Source organism: Plantibacter sp. T3 (genome assembly GCF_902506515.1).
GTDB classification, from domain to species: domain Bacteria; phylum Actinomycetota; class Actinomycetes; order Actinomycetales; family Microbacteriaceae; genus Plantibacter; species Plantibacter auratus.
Genome location: NZ_LR733286.1, coordinates 704,409 through 719,724, shown reverse-complemented (window position 1 = coordinate 719,724; position 15,316 = coordinate 704,409). Strand labels below are relative to the sequence as shown.

The following is a 15,316-nucleotide window of genomic DNA, read 5'->3' as shown; positions in this document are numbered from 1 at the left end:
CGTCAGTCGCTGGAGGCCGTCGGCGCGAGCCGGAGGAGGACCAGCCCGACGATCGACGGGAGGAGGGGCAGCGCCGCACCGAACACTGGGTCCACGCCGGTGAGGAGCGCGCCGCAGAGGGCGCCCGCCACGAGCAGCACGATCGCGCCGATCCGGATGAGGTGGTGGTCGTGGACGCCGTCGGCGAGGCTCTGCATGAGACTCGTGAGGGTGCCGGTCACGAAGGTGGTGGTCACGCCTGAGCGTTCGATGCGACGGGCGACGGCCGTCTGCCCCGCCATCGCGAGCGTGGAGAGCGCGATGAGGACGCAGATCACGGGCGTCGTGCGCGTCTCGGGAGACACGATCCATCCGATGAGGACGCATGCCTGCGCGATCACCGCACCGCCGAGCACGAGGACGAGCCGGTGCTGCGGCGCCTCCGGGGTCGGTCTGTCAGCGGTGGCGACGAGCCTCGTGAAGCGGAAGGCGAGGAACGTCCCGACGGAGAACAGCAGCACGGCGACGGTCGCCCCGAGCAGCACCTCGCCGAAGTCGGGCCGGCTCGTGAGTCCGGCCAGCACGAAGTTGCCGGTCATGTTCGCGGTGAAGACGCCGCCGAGCTGCAGGAACGCGAAGGCGTCGGTCGCCCCGGCCGCGAACGACAGCACGAGCGCCATCGCCGCGATCATGCCGGCACGCGTCCGACGCCGGGTGGTCGTCAGGGTCGGGTCGGTGCCGCCGGTCTCAGTCACGTGCACATCGTCCCACGCCCGTTCGCCCACGTTCGGGCGAGCGGGAGCTCGCTCGCCTAAGAATGGGCGAGCGGAGCGTCAGGCGAGGAGGTCCGCGAGGAAGGTCAGCTGCGCCTGCTGCTGCACCGGCCCGCCACCCTCGTGCCCGTTATACGGGTAGACGGCGATGTCCTTCTGCGTGCCCGCGTAGTGGTTGAACGCCGCGTACACCGTCGAGGGCGGACACACCGCGTCGCAGAGCGCGACGGAGAACAGCGCGGGGGCGGTCGCGCGGGCGGCGAAGTTCGTCGCGTCGAAGTACGAGAGCGTGCGGAACACCTCCTCCTCGTGGCCGCGTCGGCTGATGAGGTACGTCTTCAGCTCCGCGAAGGGGCTCGCGTCGGTGATCTGCAGGGCACGACGGAAGTGCGACAGGAACGGGACGTCGACGAGCGCCGCCGCGAGTCCCTCGCAGAGCCCAGCCGCGGCGAGGGCGATGCCACCACCCTGGCTGCCACCGGCGACGACGACCCGGGCGGGGTCGACCTCGGGGAAGCTCCGCACCACGTCGACGGCGAGCGCCGCGTCCGTGAAGACCCGACGGTAGTAGTACGTGTCTGGGCTGCCGAGCCCGGCGCTCATCTTCCCGGCGACCTGCGGACCGCTCCCGAACGGGTCGGCCGTCGCGCCCGGCAGGTTCGCGCTCCCCTGGCCGCGCGTGTCCATGACGAACACCGCGTAGCCCGCGGACGGGTGCATCGTCCACTGGTGGGCGAGCCCGCGTCCGCCGCTGTAGCCGATGTAGTGCACGATGCACGGGAGCGGCTCGGTCGCGCCGGCCGGTCGGATGAACCACCCCTTGATCGGGTCGCCACCGAACCCGGAGAACGTGACGTCCTCGACGACGAGACCCGTCAGCTCAGGGTTGGATCGTTCACGCACCGTCGGCTGCGCGAGGGCGTGGGCTTCGGCGAGGGTGTCCGTCCAGAACGCGTCGAAGTCCGGCGCCTCCTCGCGGTCGGGCAGGTACTGCTGGAGCTGGGCGAGGGGCAGGTCGAATTGCGCCACGGGTCACCTTCGGTTCGTGAGATCGGATACGGGTGGGGAAGAGGTCAGGAGGAGGGGATCGCGGAGATGAGGCCGAGACCGACGCTGATGCGGTCGGCCACCTCGATGAGGTCCTCGGTGAGGACGTCGAGGTTGCGCTCTCGCATCAGGCTCAGCCGACCCGAGATGGAGATCGCCGCCACGACTCTGGCGTTCGCGTCGCGGATCGGCGCCGCGATCCCGAGACGACCCAACGCGAGCTCCTGGTCCTCCATGCAGACGCCGCGTTCCCGCGCCGTCGCGAGCTCGGCGGCGAGCGCCGCGTGCTCCGTGACGGTGTTGGCCGTGTAGCGCGGGAGCGGCTCATCTCCGAGCAGCGCACGGAGGCCGTCGGCGTCGAGGTCGAGGAGCAGACACTTGCCGAGCGCGGAGGCGTGCAACGGCTGGCGCAGCCCGATCATCGAGTGCGACTTCGGGGCGAGGGCTCCCTCGAAGTGGCAGAGGTAGATGAGGCTCGAGCCGTCGAGCACGCCGACGTTCACGCTGAGGCCGATCCGCTGTGCGAGTTCCTGAGCGGGAGCACGCGACTCCCGGTGCACCGGGTTCTGGTTGAGCCCCTCGCTCGCGAGCGCCAGGATGGTCGCGCCGATGGCGTAGGACGGACTGTCGGCCGCCTTCGTCACATAGCCGAGCTCCTCGAGCGTGCCGAGGAGGCGTGCGGTCGTCGAGGTGCCGAGACCGGTCGCACGGGCGATGTCGGAGGCCCGCAACGGTCCGGTGGTCGATGCGCCGAGAACGGCGAGCACGGATGCTGCACGGCCGATGCCCTGCTGGATCTCACCTGCCAAGGGTCCTCCACGGTGTCGGTGTCGGTTCGGATGTCCGGCCTCGGAGGCCGTGTTCAGCGTAGCGGTCGGGCTCGGCGCGGCCGGGTGGTGCGCCCGCTCGGCTGCTCGAAGACCTTCACACTCGCGACGCTCACGTAGGGCGACCCGTTCGTGGCCGTGACGACGACACGGAGGGCGTCGACCCGCACGGGTTCGAGGTCGTGGATCCGATGCCGGTGCCGGTTCCCCTCGACCTCGGCCAACACCGTCCACGTCCCCTCAGGAGCACCCGCCGGTCGTGCCTCGAGGCGGTACGCGGCGACGAGCTCCGGCACCGCCTCGAAGTCCGTGCGGTGGTGGTGCAGGTTGATGAGGTCCACGTCGACGTCGTCGTTGAACACGATCCGGACGGACGCGACATCGACCGGCTCATCCCAGTGCAGGGTGAGGACCTCGGGCTCGGCGACCAGATCGCGGTTGTCATCGAGTCGCTCCGAGGACCACAGGTGCGGTCCGCCGTAGGGACGTTGGTAGCCGTCGACGATCCGCTCCGGGCGGTACGCCGTGGTGTCCCCACCGACGGTCAGCGCGACGCTCCGTCCGCGGAGCTTCCGGGCGTTCCAGTCGAGGATCGCCTGGTCCTGCTCTTCGGGGATGTGGTCGTCGAACACCTCGTCGGACGTGTGCTTCGCGGTCAGGACGAGGAGGCCGTAGGGGTGGCCCTCGGTGAGGAGCAGGCTGACGTCCGGGTTGGAACGGACGACGAGCACGGCGTTCTGCTCGATCTCGGGCGTCCATCCGAAGCGGACAGTGGCGGGCACGCCCACCCCGGCGGTGACATCGGCCGTGCCGTCGAGGAGGTGCTCGACCGGGACGGCGTTCTGGCGCTTGCCGGTGCTCCACAGTTCGACGCGGAGGGTCGCGTCGCTCGCGGCGTCGACGAGCAGGGTTATCTGGTCGAGTGTCGGGGCGACGGGCACGAGGATCGCGACGTCGCGGTCGAGGGCGAACCGCTCGCCGGAGCCGAGGTGCTCCAGCGTGGAGATGGTGTCGAGCGCGCTCGAAGCGGAGACCGTCGCCCGCCCGGCCAGATCGTCGGGGTCGTCCGTGGTGATGCCGATGACCGGGGCGTCCTCGCGCAGGAGCGTGCGCTGCAGGAGCGGGAGCGCCTGCCCGGCGAGCTCCCGCGGCGTCAGTCCATCGCGGGCGATGAGCGCCGCAGCCGTCCCCACCGCCTGACCCTGCGTCGCGCAGGTCGCCATGACGCGGGTGGACCCGAACGCGACGTGGGAGGCGGAGATGTTGCGTCCGGCGAACAGCAGGTTGTCGACGTCGTGGGAGTACAGGCTGCGGAAGGGGATCCCGTAGGTGCCGTTGCTGAAGCGCTGTTGCGCACCGGCGCTCTCGGCGTAGACGCCCTCCACCGGGTGCAGGTCGATCGACCATCCACCGAAGGCCACGGTGTCCTCGAAGTCGACCTGGTCGAGCAGGTCGTTCTGCGTGAGGGTGTGGTCGCCCAGCAGCCGCCGGTACTCGCGCTTGCCCGGGATCGACCCGACCCACTCCAGCGTCAGGGTGTCGGCGTCGAACTCGCCGGAGTTCTTGATGTAGTCCCAGATCCCGAAGACGACGCTCCACAGCTCGTCGCGGATCTGCTCGTTCTCGGCGACGGTGTCGAGCTCGCCGCCCCACTCGATCCACCAGTAGTTGCAGCCGTTGTCGCCGGTCCGGATGATCCGGTTGGTGAGGATCGGGGTGTCGCGGATGTCGCGCGCGATGTCAGGAGCGACGAACCGCTCGGGGCGTCCCGTGTCCTTCGTGTAGAAGAAGATCGAGCTGCCGAGGAGCTCGTCGTCCGCCACCTCGGGCGCCCACGGCTCGCCGAGCTCGGCACGGCCCTCTCGCCCGATGCGGGAGGTCGCACCCGCCAGATGACCCACCAGCCCGTCTCCGGTGCAGTCGATGAAGACGGGGGCGATGAACTCGGTCTCGATCTCGCTGCCCATCGTCCATCCGGTGACGGACGTGATCCGTGGCGACGGCGACTCCTCACCGTCCGACGACTCCTCCATCGTGACGATGCGGACGTCGGTGTTGAGGTGCAGCTGCAGGTTCGGCTCGGCGCGCACGAGGTCGAGGACGGTCTGGTCCCAGTAGAACGGGTTGCCTTCCGGGTTGCGGTACTGGTTCTCGAGGAAGAGCTCCCCCATGATCCCGGTCTCCCGCGCGAACCGCTGGTGGCCGTGCGCGGTCGCTCCGACCACCCACACCCGAACCTCGCTCGACGAGTTGCCACCGAGCACCGGCCGGTTGGTGACGAGCGAGACCCGCGAACCGAGGCGGGCAGCGGCGACGGCTGCTGACACGCCCGCGAGGCCACCGCCGATGACGACGACGTCTGCGGTCTGGGTGCGGTGCTGCATGGATGACACTCCTTCGTGATGCGTGATCCTGGAAGCCGTCGAACAGATGGCGACCACCGGGCGAGTGCCACGCTACCATTCAGCGGTACGACTTTCCCATTCAGTGGGTAAGATTCTTCGGCAGGTGAACCTCGAAGCACCCCGACAACGATGTGAGGACCGATGGACGAGAGCAGGACCCAGGCTGCAGCCCTGGCCGAAGCCGCCGCGCACAGCGCACAGACCCCCTACGACGACGCGGAGCGATCACGCCGCATGCGGAAGGTGATCTGGGCCGCCGGGGCGGGCCACTTCGTCGAATGGTTCGACTTCGGCCTCTACGGCACGCTCGCGACCGTCATCAGCCTCAACTTCTTCCAGCAGGGCAACACGCAGGCGGCCCTCCTGTCCGCGTTCGCGGTGTTCGGGGCCGGCTTCGTGATGCGTCCGCTCGGTGGCCTCTTCTGGGGCTCGCTCGGCGACCGCATCGGGCGCAAGACGGTCCTCGCGACGGTGATCCTCGTGACCTCCGGGGCGACGGTCGTGATGGGTCTGCTACCGACGTTCGACCTCATCGGCCTCTGGGCGCCGATCCTGCTCGTGATCGTGCGGCTCGTCCAGGGCTTCGCCGCAGGTGGTGAGAGCTCCGGCGCCACGACGCTCCTCGCCGAGTACGCTCCGTCCAACCGACGCGGGTTCGTGACGAGCTTCATCGACGTGTTCGGTTTCGCGGCCTTCGTGGTCGGTGCGGGCCTCGTGCTCCTCTTCACCTCGACGCTCGGCACCGACGCCCTCAACGAGTGGGGTTGGCGCGCCCTCTTCTTCCTCGCCCTGCCACTCGGCCTCGCCGGCCTCTACCTGCGGAACAAGCTCGAGGACACCCCGGAGTTCCAAGCGATCCAAGCGAAGGGGGCCGTCTCGAAGTCACCGCTGCGCACGTCGTTGCGGACCTCCTGGAAGGCGCTGCTCTTCTGCGTCGGCTTCGTCGTGATCAAGGCGGTCGGCCACTGGATCCTGCAGACCTTCATGCCGTCCTACCTGCAGACCGACCTCGGCTACTCGCAGCCGCTCAGCTACGGGGTCACGGTGCTCGGGCTGCTCGCGATCGCGATCCTCGTACCCTTCATGGGCCTGCTGAGCGACCGCATCGGACGGAAGCCCGTGATGATCGCCGGTTGCGTCGGGTTCCTGGTGTTGACGTACCCGACGCTCATGCTCATGAGTGCCGGCAACTTCGCCGCCGCTGCAGTCGCGATGGTCATCCTCGGGGTGTTCATGGCCGCCTACGACGGTGCGTCGAGTGCCGCGATGGCGGAGCTGTTCCCGACGAGCATCCGCTACGGCTCGATGGCTATCGCGTACAACCTGTCGGTCGCCGTGTTCGGTGGGATCACGCCCTACTTCGCGACATTCCTGATCGCATCGACCGGCAATCGGTTCGCCCCCGCGTTCTATGTGATGGCGGCCGCGCTCATCACGTTGATCGTCGTGCTGCGGGCCCGCGAGACGGCCAAGCTGCCGCTCCCGCGCTGAGCGACCCGGACGAACGCCGGCGTCGACCAGAGGGGTCGACGCCGGCGTTGTCGCGCAAGTCCGACTCAGCGGGCGAAGTCGCGGAGGTCGAGGTCGGGATCCTCGAGCACGTCCGAGGTCTCGATGGAGTCGCGCGGCTCGTAGGCCGTCGTGGACGGACGGATGTCGTCGAGGTAGCCCTGCAGGCGCGATTCGGCCTCACTGAAGTCCGGTACGTCCTGATCCCAGGCGTGCGGCACGGACAGCACGTCGTTGCCGAGACCGATCACGAGCTGGGCTGATGCGTCTTCGACGTCGGAGTCCACGACGATCGGAATGGTGACCGCTTCAGCGCGTCCGCGCTTCGCGAGCTCCGCCGTCAGTTCGACCAGCAGGGCCGCGACCTCGTCGGTCGTCACAACATTCTCACCCGCGTATGTAATGCATCGCATGCATCAACCCTGCCGGATCAGGCCTGGAACCTCAGGCCCCTTGACACCCGGTGGGGCCGGATGACTAGGTAGCTCCGAGGCCGGACTCGGTCGAGGACGACCGGCGGCGGCTGGTCCGCCACGCTCGCCACGCTCCCGTGGACCAGAGCGCCCAGACGACGAGAAGCGGTTGGAACACCAGCCGGACACCGCGTGCGAGATCACTGTCGAGCCCGAAGGCGTCGGTGCCGCGGACGAACTGCTCGATGTTGCCGGGGAACACCGCGACGAAGAACGCGGCGACGATCCAACCGACGGCGACGCGGTACCGGGCGAGCAGGATCAGCGAGAGGCCGAGCAGGATCTCGACGACTCCCGACGCCACGACGACCAGATCAACCGGCAGGGGCAGCCACTGCGGCACCTGGGCGACGAACGACTGCCGGGCGAACGAGAGGTGGCCGACGCCGGCGAAGGTGAGGACAGCTCCGAGGAGCCAGCGGGCGAGTGTGCGGACGATACCCATCCTCAGAGCGTAGGCCCGCTGCCCCTGGGCCCGGATCAACAGTTCTGCCGGGAGGGCCGTCCTCGTTCCCAGTCGACTGGGAGGTACCGGGAGTTCACTGACGACATGCCCGAATTCAGCGGAGTCAACCATGTCGCTTTCACCGTCCGAAACCTTGAGACCAGCACCGCGTTTTATGAACGGGTGTTCGGATTCGCCCCGGTCGGCGCCATCGACGGCCCCGGACTCACTCGAAAGCTCTTCTCGCTCCCCGACGGCGTCACGCTCGGGCTCACCGAGCACCAGACGACGGAGACCGGCGACTTCACGCCGTTCAGTCCGGGTTTGGACCACCTGGGGTTCACGGTCGGTTCCGTCGATGAGCTCCACGCGTGGGCCGCACACCTGACATCCGCGGGCATCGAGCACAGCGGACTCGTCGAAGCCTCGTACGGGACAGCCCTCAGCTTCACCGACCCGGACGGCATCGCCCTCGAGTTCTTCGTCGGCCGGTAGTCCGACGCGGCGGCATCAGGAGCGCGGAGCCCTGTGCCGTCATTCGAGCAGACGGCGAAGCAGCGGAAGGTAGTCGACAGACGCCAGCTCGAGCTCCTCGAGCTGCGCGAGGTCGAACCATCCCACGGTGTCGTGCTCCTCGGGAGCTTGGTTCCGCGGCTCACCGAGCCAGGTGTCGACGCGCCAGATCCGCAGAGTCATGTCCTCGAGTCGGAGTTCCGCGACCGGCGGGTCATCGAACTCGCTGATCGACACCCCGAGTTCTTCGCGCAGCTCGCGAATCAGCGCTTGCATACCGGTCTCGCCCGACTCCACGTGCCCACCCGGGAGGTCCCAGACGTCCGGGTACCAGTCTTTCGTCGCGGCCCGATGCGCAAGGAGGACCTGTCCATGCCGGATCAGGACCGCGCAGACCACGTCGTGGCGCTGACCGCTCATCGGGCGCCCGTCCCTCGCCGCGTGCTCACCGGACACAGAGCCGCCACCAGACACCGAGCCACCACCGGTCACCGAGCCTGTCGAGGTGCGGCGTCGACGGCGTACTTGAAGCCGCGGTGTGAGCCGACGAAGCCGAGTCGCTCGTAGAAGCGGTGGGCGTCGACCCGAGCCTCGTCGGAGGTCAACTGCACGATCGACGATCCGGTCGCGGGGGCGGCGACGTCCGTCACCCAGCGCATCATCGCCGTTCCGACACCACCGGAGCGCAGGCTCGAGGAGACCCGCACGGCTTCGACGAGCAGTCGGGTGGAGCCGCGCCGGGCCATCCCGGGGATGCGGGTCAGCTGCATCGTCGCGATGACGGCCTCCGCCGCGTCGACGACCAGCAGGATCTCGTTCGCCGGGTCGTCGATGAGGTCCGCGAGCGCACGCTCGTAGGCGGGGAGATCGCTCTCCTTCGCCAGGTCACCGCGGGACGCACTGATCGGGTCGTCGGCGAGGAGCGCCATCAGCGCGTCGAGGTCGGCGAGGGTGGCCCGGCGCAGCAGCAGCTCCTGTCCCGGCGTGGTGAGGGTGGTGGGGAGCGTGAGCGCGGCGATCATCGTTCCACCCTCTCACCTCTCGCTGGCAGCTCCTGCCACCGCCCGCGCGACCGACCGGAGTGCGTGCGCCCTCGTCGCCGCGTACGACTCCTCCAGCACGGCTTCGAGCCCCGGGTACTCGGTGTGCCCGGCGGGGAGGACACTCAGCTCGAGGTCCTCGAGCGCGTTGGCGACGGCGAACTGCCCGGGCGGTGGCACGTGGCCGTCCCAGAGCGCGGCCTCCACCCGCACCGGCACGTGGACGAACCCCGCGGCCGTCGACGCGTCGAAGAACCGCAGGACCTCGCGCGCCTCCGGGTGCTCGGCGACGTGGTGTCGCACCCGCTCCCCGCTCCCCTCGCACGGCAGGCGCAGACGCAGGTCGTACTGACCGAAGCTCGGCACCACGAGCGTCGCTCCGACGAAGCGGTCGTCCCACGGCAGGGCGAGCGCGCCGATCCCACCGCCGAAGCTCTCACCGACGAGGTAGAGCGGGAGCGGTCCGACGACGTCGAGCAGCGCCGACGCCGCGTGCCAGAGGTCGACGGCACAGCGGCCGAGCGCGTACCGCTCGACGCTGTCGATGCCGAACAGGACATGCCCGTCCTCCGGCGTCGGTGCCCCGAGTCCGGTGTTGAAGACGCCCTGACCGCGGGCGATCGGGAAGATGACGGCAGCGTCGTCCGGGACGCGGGACCAGTCCGGTGCGTCCCGTCCGCCGTAGCCGTGCCCGTGCACCATCCCGAAGCGCGCCTGCCCGTCCGCCGGCGTCGCGAGCCATCCACGGAGGCGGAGGCCGTCGGCCACCGTGTGTTCCACGACGAAGACCTCGTGGGCACCCTGCCGGCCGATCGGAGTCAGGACGGGATCCGGGGAGACCTCACGTGCCGCCGCGTACCACCCGCGCCACAGCTCCTCGAATCCGGCCGGCGGCACGACCGGTTCGACCGCCAGGAGCCCCTCGAGGTCGTAGCCGTAGGTGCCGTCGCGCACCTCGTCGCCGAACCAGTCCCGATGTCGTCCCTCACGCATGCGTTGTCCGCCTCCGTCTCGTCGTCGTGGATCGCCGGTGCCGAGGTTCGCCGTGCGCGCGTGCCAGACTGGCAACCGGGTCGAAGGAGGACGCTGTGCTCGGTGCGGAACGCAGATCGCAGATCATGTCGGAGGTGCGCCGCAACGGGGCGGCGAGCGTCGTCGACCTCGCGACCGCCCTCGGCGTCAGCGAGATGACCGTGCGGCGCGACATCGAGCAGCTCGCGACGGAGGGTCTCGTCGACCGCGTCCGCGGCGGTGCCACCACGCCCCGGCTACCCGATCGCGCCGAGCTGGGCTTCCCCAACCAGGCACGCCGGCTCCTGGCCGAGAAGCGCGCCATCGCCCGTCGCGCAGCCACCCTCGTCGAGCCCGGCATGTCGGTCGGCCTGTCCGGCGGCACCACCACCTGGACCCTCGCGCAGGAGCTGCGAGCCATCCCGGAGCTCACCATCGTCACGAACTCCCTCCCGGTGGCCGACGTGTTCGCGCGGCCCGACCGCGCCGACGAGCCGTACACCCAGACGGTCGTGCTGACCGGCGGCGTCCGCACCCCCTCGGACGCCCTGGTCGGCCCGGTCGCCGTGCGCGCGATCGAGTCCCTGCACTGCGACGTCGTCTTCCTCGGCGTCCGCGGGATCGACCTGCAGGCGGGGCTGACGACCTCGAACCTCCTCGAGGCCGAGACCAACCGGGCGTTCGTCGGCGCCGGGCGTCGCTCCGTGGTCCTCGCCGACCACTCGAAGTGGGGCGCCGTCGGACTGACGACGATCGTCGACCTGCGCGAGGTGGACCACCTCGTGATGGACGACGACGTGGCCGAGGACGTCGAGACCACGCTCCGCGCGCAGTTCGGCGAGGTCTGGCTCGCGCCAGTCGCCTCCGCTTCCGCTTCCGCCGACGACGACCGCATCGACGCCTGACCGCGACACCTCCAGCACCCCGCCACGGCGGCGCGCCGGCCTGTCCTCCCGCTCATGGACCTCAGCGTGCCGTGCTGTCCCGCACGACGATCCGTGCGTCGACGACCACGTGCCGGACCGGCGTGTCGGCTCCGGGCGGGGCGGCGATCTGGCGTTCGAGCTCGGTGAAGGCCGCGCGCACGATCGCGTCGTAGTCGGGAGCGACCGTCGTGAGCGACGGGGTCGAGAACTGGGCGGCGTGGACGTCGTCGATGCCGATCACCGCGACCTCCTCGGGCACCCGCCGGCCGGCTTCGTGGAGGGCCGCGAGCACGCCGAAGGCGATCGAGTCGTTGGAGCAGACGACGCCGTCGAGCTCGACGCCCTCGGCGGTCATCCGACGCATCACGCGACGTCCCTCCTCGGGGGTGAACGCGTCGACGTGCCCGATCAGCGACGGCTCCTGCGCGAGGCCGAGCCGCGCGACGACGTCCCGATACCCGGCGTACCGCTGATCCGCCGCGTCGGACGGACGTTCGTCCCTGGGCCCGATGAACGCGATACGAGAGCAGCCGGCCTCGGCGAGGTGCGTCGTCGCGGCGTCGGCGGCCGCCCGGTTGTCGATGGAGATGTGCGTGAACGGGCTCACCTGGATGTGCTCGCCGAGGAGCACCAGGGGCCCCGGGGAGGTCCGCCGCGTGAGGTCGCCGACCGTCAGCGAGCGGGGGATGTGGATGAGTCCGTCCGTGAGCGGCAGGCCCACCCCGTTGGCGATGTCGACCTCGCGGTCGTGGTCGCCCTCGGTGTGCTGGATGAGGATCGACAGTCCGCGCTCGTCGGCGCCGCGGACGAGGAGCGTCGTGAGCTCCGCGAAGTACGGTTCGTCGAGGTTCGGGACGGCGAGCGCCACCATGCCCGTGCGCGAACGGCGCGGTACCGGTGCCGACCGCTGGGAGCCGAAGGCGGCGTCCGACATGGTGCTGCTCCTCACTGCTGACCGGGTGGATCCCGGCCGCTCGGGACCGTTGCGGTCCCGACTGAGCACAACGCTATCCCGGGACATCGTCGTTCCTCGCGGATTCGGTGGCCGGTGCCGCGATCGCCTCGATCTCGAAGACCCGCGCGACGTCGGTCGCCGAGGCGGACGGGTCGGTGATGAGGAGGCGCACCGCGTCGACCACGAGTCCGTCCACGGACGCGGTGACGGTGCCTGCGGCGTTGTCGTCGAACCGTCCGACCTCGACCCAGGCACCGCCCGTCCGGATCTCGATCGTGAAGTCACGGAGCACCGAATCGGTCGAGGCTCCCCCGGCGTAGCCGCTCTTGACCCTGACCTCGGCGAGCGCCGTCGGGGTCTGCCAGGCGGCCGTGATCGTGGGTGCAGTGTCGCCGACCGCGGAGATCCAGCGACTCGCGTCCGTGCACACGCCGTCGACGGCGAGCGCCCCGCCGGTGTCGGCGCGGAGCGCGGAGGAGGCCGTCACGGTGGCTCCGAGCGCGACGTTCGTCCCGCCGAGCTCGCCTCGGAGTCCGGACACGATGTCGGCGAGCGTGGTGCCGCCGGTCTCCGCGGCCGTACCGCGGGGGATCGAGGCCCAACGCAAGGTCCCGCGGGTGGTCTCGCTGACCGGCGCCGTCAGATAGAGGACGTCCGTCCCGCTCGCGGTCTCCGCTCGCAGCCGCTGCGGGCCGGACGCCGGATCACCCACCGCACGAGCCGCCCAGCCCGAGTCGGCTCCCCCGCGCTCGAGTCGGACCACCTGGCTGCGGTTCTCGCCGCACACCTGCACGGCGAGGACCGCGTACACGCGGTCGACACCACCGGCGCTCGTCGTGTCGATGCCGGCGACCGTCGAGACGCCCGAACCGAGCGCGGAGACGTCGATGAGCGACTCGTCGCTCCAGGCTCCGCCGTCCCATGAGGCGTAGCGGACGTCGTACGCCGTCTCGTCGGCTTCGACGAACCGGTAGACGATCCCCGCGAGCTCCGTGCCGTCGAGGGCGAGCTTCGCGGTCTGCAGCGCCGGCGTGTAGCTGCCGATGGCCTCACCGGCACCGAAGGGGCGCCAGACGACGGATCCCGGGGTGGTCGGGGTGATCGGTCCGGTGAGCGCGGTCCCCGCGACGTCGGCGAAGGAACCGTCGGACGGGTCGTACGTCGCGTACGACCCGAGGTGCCGCGCAGGGTCCGCCGGGAAGGGGCCCCATTCCCACAGCACGTGGACGCGGCCGTCGGCGTCCACCTCGAGGTCGTCGGGATAGAAGGAGTAGCCGGTCGCCGCGGCGACCACCGCTTCGCGTTCCCAGACACCGGTGTCGAGGTCGTACCGGTAGAGCCGCCCCTCTCGTCGTCCCTGTGCGTCCGTCCCCACGCGCACGAGCACCCAGGCGTCGCCGTCCGGGCCGCGCGCCGTCACCGGATAGGTGATCGCCGCGTCGAGGTCGGGCATGGACGACGTCGTCTCCACGAGCGAGGTGACGTCGCCGGGTGCACTGGACCGGAACACGTTCCACTGCTCGTTGTGCATCGACACGAAGGCGTGGATGATGCCGTCGCCGTCGACCACGATCGACGGCTGGTTGTGACCGTTGTCGTCGGTGAAGGTCACGCAGGCACCGCCGGCCGTCGAGCGCAGGCACCCTTCGGTCCATGTCCCGTCCGCGCCCCTCGAGGCCAGGTGCACCTCGTGCTTGGACGCGGTGGACGCCGGCGCGTTGAAGGCGAAGTAGGAGACACCGTCGACGACGTCGAGCGGTCGCCACCAGCCGGCCTGGTTCGACGTGTCGACGGTGACGGGCACGGTCTCGACCGAGTCGGTCACCGTACTCGCACCCGCGTCGCTCCGCACTGGTCCTCCTGGAGCGGCGACCGCCGGCGCCGTCACCCCCAGCGCGAGGACCGTGAGCGCGGCCGCGGCGAGCGCGCGGACGGTGTTCGATGAGCTGCGTCGCATGGTTCTCCCGGTGCCGGTCACGATCGTCCGATCCGCGGCTCAGCCGACGAGCTTCTGCGCGGCTGCCCCGGCGGCCTTCATGGCTTCAGCGGGCTTCTCCTGGCCGACGAGGACCGCCTGCACCTTCTCCGCGATCTTCGTCTCGATCTGCGAGTACTGGACGAACTTCCAGAACGGGTTCGTCGAGCTCGTCTTGGTGATCCGGTCGCTGAAGTTCGTGGCGAACGAGTCGTTCTTCACGGCGTCGGAGTTGAGCGCGTCCTCGGTCGCCGGCGGCAGACCACGGGCGGCGAAGTCCTCGAGCACGGTCTCCGGGTCGGACGTGACCCACTGGGCGAAGTCCGCTGCGGTGCCGGCGGCCGGACCGTCGACGACGGCGAGCGCCCCGCCCCACACGAGCGCACGCGGCGTGTCACCCTGCTTGAGGACCGGCCGGGAGACCGGCTGCAGCTTGCTCGCGAAGTCGGGGTCGGGCGATTCGCCGGTCACGGCGCTCCGTCCGACGATCGCGTCGTCGTAGATCGCGGTGCGGCCCTGCGCGAAGAGGGAGCGTGCGTCGAAGCGGTCGACGTCTGCTGCGATGAGGCCCTGGTCGTACAGGCTCTTGTACCAGGTGACCGCCTCGATGCTGGCGTCGTCGCCGATCGTGACGGTGTCCCCGTCGACCAGCGGGCTGCCGAAGGTCTGCATCCAGATGAGGATGTCCTTCAGCTGCGCGGCCTTCGTCGACGCCGCGTAGGGGATCATGCCGTTGCCGAGGCCCTTGAGCTGCTTGAGTGAGCCCTCGAACTCGTCGATCGTCGTGGGGAACTCGCCGATGCCGGCCTGCTCGAGGAGCGCCTGATTGGTGACGAGGCCGATCGCGCCGATCGTCCACGGGAGGCCGTACTGCACGCCGTCGAACGACGCGGCCGTGAGTCCCGCCTTCGTGTAGCCACGTCCTTCGGTCAACCCGGACACGTCCTGCAGCTTGCCGAGGCTCGCGAGCGAACCGAGCCAGGCGACGTCGACGTGGGCGACGCCGGAGAACTGCCCGCCGCGCACCTGCAGCATGAGCTGGTTGATGTACTCGTTGTAGGGGAAGGAGACCTCGCCGACGTCGATCTTGGCCTTGCCCTCGTATTTCTGCAGGAGGCTCTGGATGGCGGGTGCCGAAGCCTTCTCGGTGAGCGACCAGCTCGCGAAGTCGAAGTCGGTCGCGGTGCCGCCGGCGGTCGCCTTCGGGATGGATCCCGCTCCGGGTGCGGCACCGGTGGGCGCACATCCGGCGAGGGTGGCCGCGGCGACGCCGATGCCGAGGAACTGCAGGGCGCGGCGGCGGGTGATGACGGTCTGCTGGGCGGCGGTGGCGAAGGACGGGGTGGTGTGGGACATGGCTCCTCCTCGAGCGTGATCCTGGTGGGACGTGTCTGGGTTGGTGGAACGGATTGTGGGGAGGCCCGGCGGCGGGCCGGTT

Annotated in this window: 15 protein-coding genes; 3 read left to right on the top strand and 12 right to left on the bottom strand. The window is 70.0% G+C overall.

All coding sequences use genetic code 11. The annotated features are described in order from the left end of the window. Nucleotides 1-2: 2 nt before the first annotated feature. The 4 genes from GV015_RS03530 to GV015_RS03515 form a co-directional block, all read right to left on the bottom strand. Complete coding sequence (locus GV015_RS03530; protein ID WP_159876590.1) at nucleotides 3-734, bottom strand: YoaK family protein; 732 nt, start codon at nucleotides 732-734, stop codon at nucleotides 3-5. Nucleotides 735-812: 78 nt separating this feature from the next. Further along, nucleotides 813-1,781, bottom strand: a complete 969-nt coding sequence (locus GV015_RS03525; RefSeq protein WP_159876587.1) for an acetylxylan esterase — start codon at nucleotides 1,779-1,781, stop codon at nucleotides 813-815. 44 nt (nucleotides 1,782-1,825) lie between these two features. Further along, nucleotides 1,826-2,608: an IclR family transcriptional regulator gene (locus tag GV015_RS03520; RefSeq protein ID WP_159876585.1), complete on the bottom strand. Its 783-nt coding sequence runs from the start codon at nucleotides 2,606-2,608 to the stop codon at nucleotides 1,826-1,828. 53 nt (nucleotides 2,609-2,661) lie between these two features. Continuing rightward, nucleotides 2,662-5,010: an FAD-dependent oxidoreductase gene (locus GV015_RS03515; RefSeq protein ID WP_159876582.1), complete on the bottom strand. Its 2,349-nt coding sequence runs from the start codon at nucleotides 5,008-5,010 to the stop codon at nucleotides 2,662-2,664. 162 nt (nucleotides 5,011-5,172) lie between these two features. Here GV015_RS03515 and GV015_RS03510 point away from each other — a divergent pair, with 162 nt between their 5' ends. Continuing rightward, the gene (locus GV015_RS03510) at nucleotides 5,173-6,522 is read left to right on the top strand and encodes an MFS transporter (RefSeq protein ID WP_159876580.1); all 1,350 of its coding nucleotides are present in this window, start codon (nucleotides 5,173-5,175) and stop codon (nucleotides 6,520-6,522) included. 65 nt (nucleotides 6,523-6,587) lie between these two features. Here the strand turns inward: GV015_RS03510 and GV015_RS03505 are convergent, their stop codons facing one another. After that, the gene (locus GV015_RS03505; RefSeq protein ID WP_086472520.1) at nucleotides 6,588-6,920 is read right to left on the bottom strand and encodes a hypothetical protein; all 333 of its coding nucleotides are present in this window, start codon (nucleotides 6,918-6,920) and stop codon (nucleotides 6,588-6,590) included. Between the two features lie 97 nt (nucleotides 6,921-7,017). Beyond that, the gene (locus tag GV015_RS03500; protein ID WP_159876578.1) at nucleotides 7,018-7,458 is read right to left on the bottom strand and encodes a hypothetical protein; all 441 of its coding nucleotides are present in this window, start codon (nucleotides 7,456-7,458) and stop codon (nucleotides 7,018-7,020) included. Nucleotides 7,459-7,563: 105 nt separating this feature from the next. Between GV015_RS03500 and GV015_RS03495 the strand changes: the two genes are divergently transcribed. Beyond that, nucleotides 7,564-7,953, top strand: a complete 390-nt coding sequence (locus GV015_RS03495) for a VOC family protein (RefSeq protein ID WP_086472518.1) — start codon at nucleotides 7,564-7,566, stop codon at nucleotides 7,951-7,953. A gap of 39 nt (nucleotides 7,954-7,992) precedes the next feature. On the opposite strand, the gene GV015_RS03490 is transcribed toward GV015_RS03495, so the two are convergent. The 3 genes from GV015_RS03490 to GV015_RS03480 all read right to left on the bottom strand — a co-directional run bounded on the left by GV015_RS03490 (nucleotide 7,993) and on the right by GV015_RS03480 (nucleotide 10,004). Continuing rightward, nucleotides 7,993-8,391, bottom strand: coding sequence for an NUDIX domain-containing protein (locus GV015_RS03490; protein WP_159876575.1), 399 nt, complete (start codon nucleotides 8,389-8,391; stop codon nucleotides 7,993-7,995). A gap of 68 nt (nucleotides 8,392-8,459) precedes the next feature. After that, nucleotides 8,460-8,993, bottom strand: a complete 534-nt coding sequence (locus tag GV015_RS03485) for a GNAT family N-acetyltransferase (RefSeq protein WP_159876573.1) — start codon at nucleotides 8,991-8,993, stop codon at nucleotides 8,460-8,462. Between the two features lie 12 nt (nucleotides 8,994-9,005). Beyond that, the gene (locus GV015_RS03480; protein WP_159876571.1) at nucleotides 9,006-10,004 is read right to left on the bottom strand and encodes an acetylxylan esterase; all 999 of its coding nucleotides are present in this window, start codon (nucleotides 10,002-10,004) and stop codon (nucleotides 9,006-9,008) included. Nucleotides 10,005-10,099: 95 nt separating this feature from the next. Here GV015_RS03480 and GV015_RS03475 point away from each other — a divergent pair, with 95 nt between their 5' ends. After that, nucleotides 10,100-10,927, top strand: a complete 828-nt coding sequence (locus GV015_RS03475) for a DeoR/GlpR family DNA-binding transcription regulator (protein WP_201299340.1) — start codon at nucleotides 10,100-10,102, stop codon at nucleotides 10,925-10,927. Between the two features lie 61 nt (nucleotides 10,928-10,988). Here GV015_RS03475 and GV015_RS03470 read toward each other — a convergent pair whose 3' ends face one another. The 3 genes from GV015_RS03470 to GV015_RS03460 form a co-directional block, all read right to left on the bottom strand. Continuing rightward, a complete protein-coding gene (locus GV015_RS03470; protein WP_079704362.1) occupies nucleotides 10,989-11,882 on the bottom strand; it encodes a LacI family DNA-binding transcriptional regulator in 894 nt (297 codons plus the stop codon). Nucleotides 11,883-11,955: 73 nt separating this feature from the next. Then, nucleotides 11,956-13,860: a BNR-4 repeat-containing protein gene (locus GV015_RS03465; RefSeq protein ID WP_159876568.1), complete on the bottom strand. Its 1,905-nt coding sequence runs from the start codon at nucleotides 13,858-13,860 to the stop codon at nucleotides 11,956-11,958. Between the two features lie 39 nt (nucleotides 13,861-13,899). Next, nucleotides 13,900-15,234 carry an ABC transporter substrate-binding protein gene (locus GV015_RS03460; protein ID WP_159876566.1) on the bottom strand — a complete coding sequence of 445 codons (1,335 nt, stop codon included), beginning with the start codon at nucleotides 15,232-15,234 and terminating at the stop codon, nucleotides 13,900-13,902. Nucleotides 15,235-15,316 lie beyond the last annotated feature (82 nt).

Excerpts from the sequence above, each read along its gene's own strand:
- GV015_RS03515 (WP_159876582.1), bottom strand. The coding sequence starts at position 5,010 with ATGCAGCACCGCACCCAGACCGCAGACGTCGTCGTCATCGGCGGTGGC.
- GV015_RS03510 (WP_159876580.1), top strand. The coding sequence starts at position 5,173 with ATGGACGAGAGCAGGACCCAGGCTGCAGCCCTGGCCGAAGCCGCCGCG.
- GV015_RS03500 (WP_159876578.1), bottom strand. The coding sequence starts at position 7,458 with ATGGGTATCGTCCGCACACTCGCCCGCTGGCTCCTCGGAGCTGTCCTC.
- GV015_RS03495 (WP_086472518.1), top strand. The coding sequence starts at position 7,564 with ATGCCCGAATTCAGCGGAGTCAACCATGTCGCTTTCACCGTCCGAAAC.
- GV015_RS03490 (WP_159876575.1), bottom strand. The coding sequence starts at position 8,391 with ATGAGCGGTCAGCGCCACGACGTGGTCTGCGCGGTCCTGATCCGGCAT.
- GV015_RS03485 (WP_159876573.1), bottom strand. The coding sequence starts at position 8,993 with ATGATCGCCGCGCTCACGCTCCCCACCACCCTCACCACGCCGGGACAG.
- GV015_RS03480 (WP_159876571.1), bottom strand. The coding sequence starts at position 10,004 with ATGCGTGAGGGACGACATCGGGACTGGTTCGGCGACGAGGTGCGCGAC.
- GV015_RS03470 (WP_079704362.1), bottom strand. The coding sequence starts at position 11,882 with ATGTCGGACGCCGCCTTCGGCTCCCAGCGGTCGGCACCGGTACCGCGC.
- GV015_RS03465 (WP_159876568.1), bottom strand. The coding sequence starts at position 13,860 with ATGCGACGCAGCTCATCGAACACCGTCCGCGCGCTCGCCGCGGCCGCG.
- GV015_RS03460 (WP_159876566.1), bottom strand. The coding sequence starts at position 15,234 with ATGTCCCACACCACCCCGTCCTTCGCCACCGCCGCCCAGCAGACCGTC.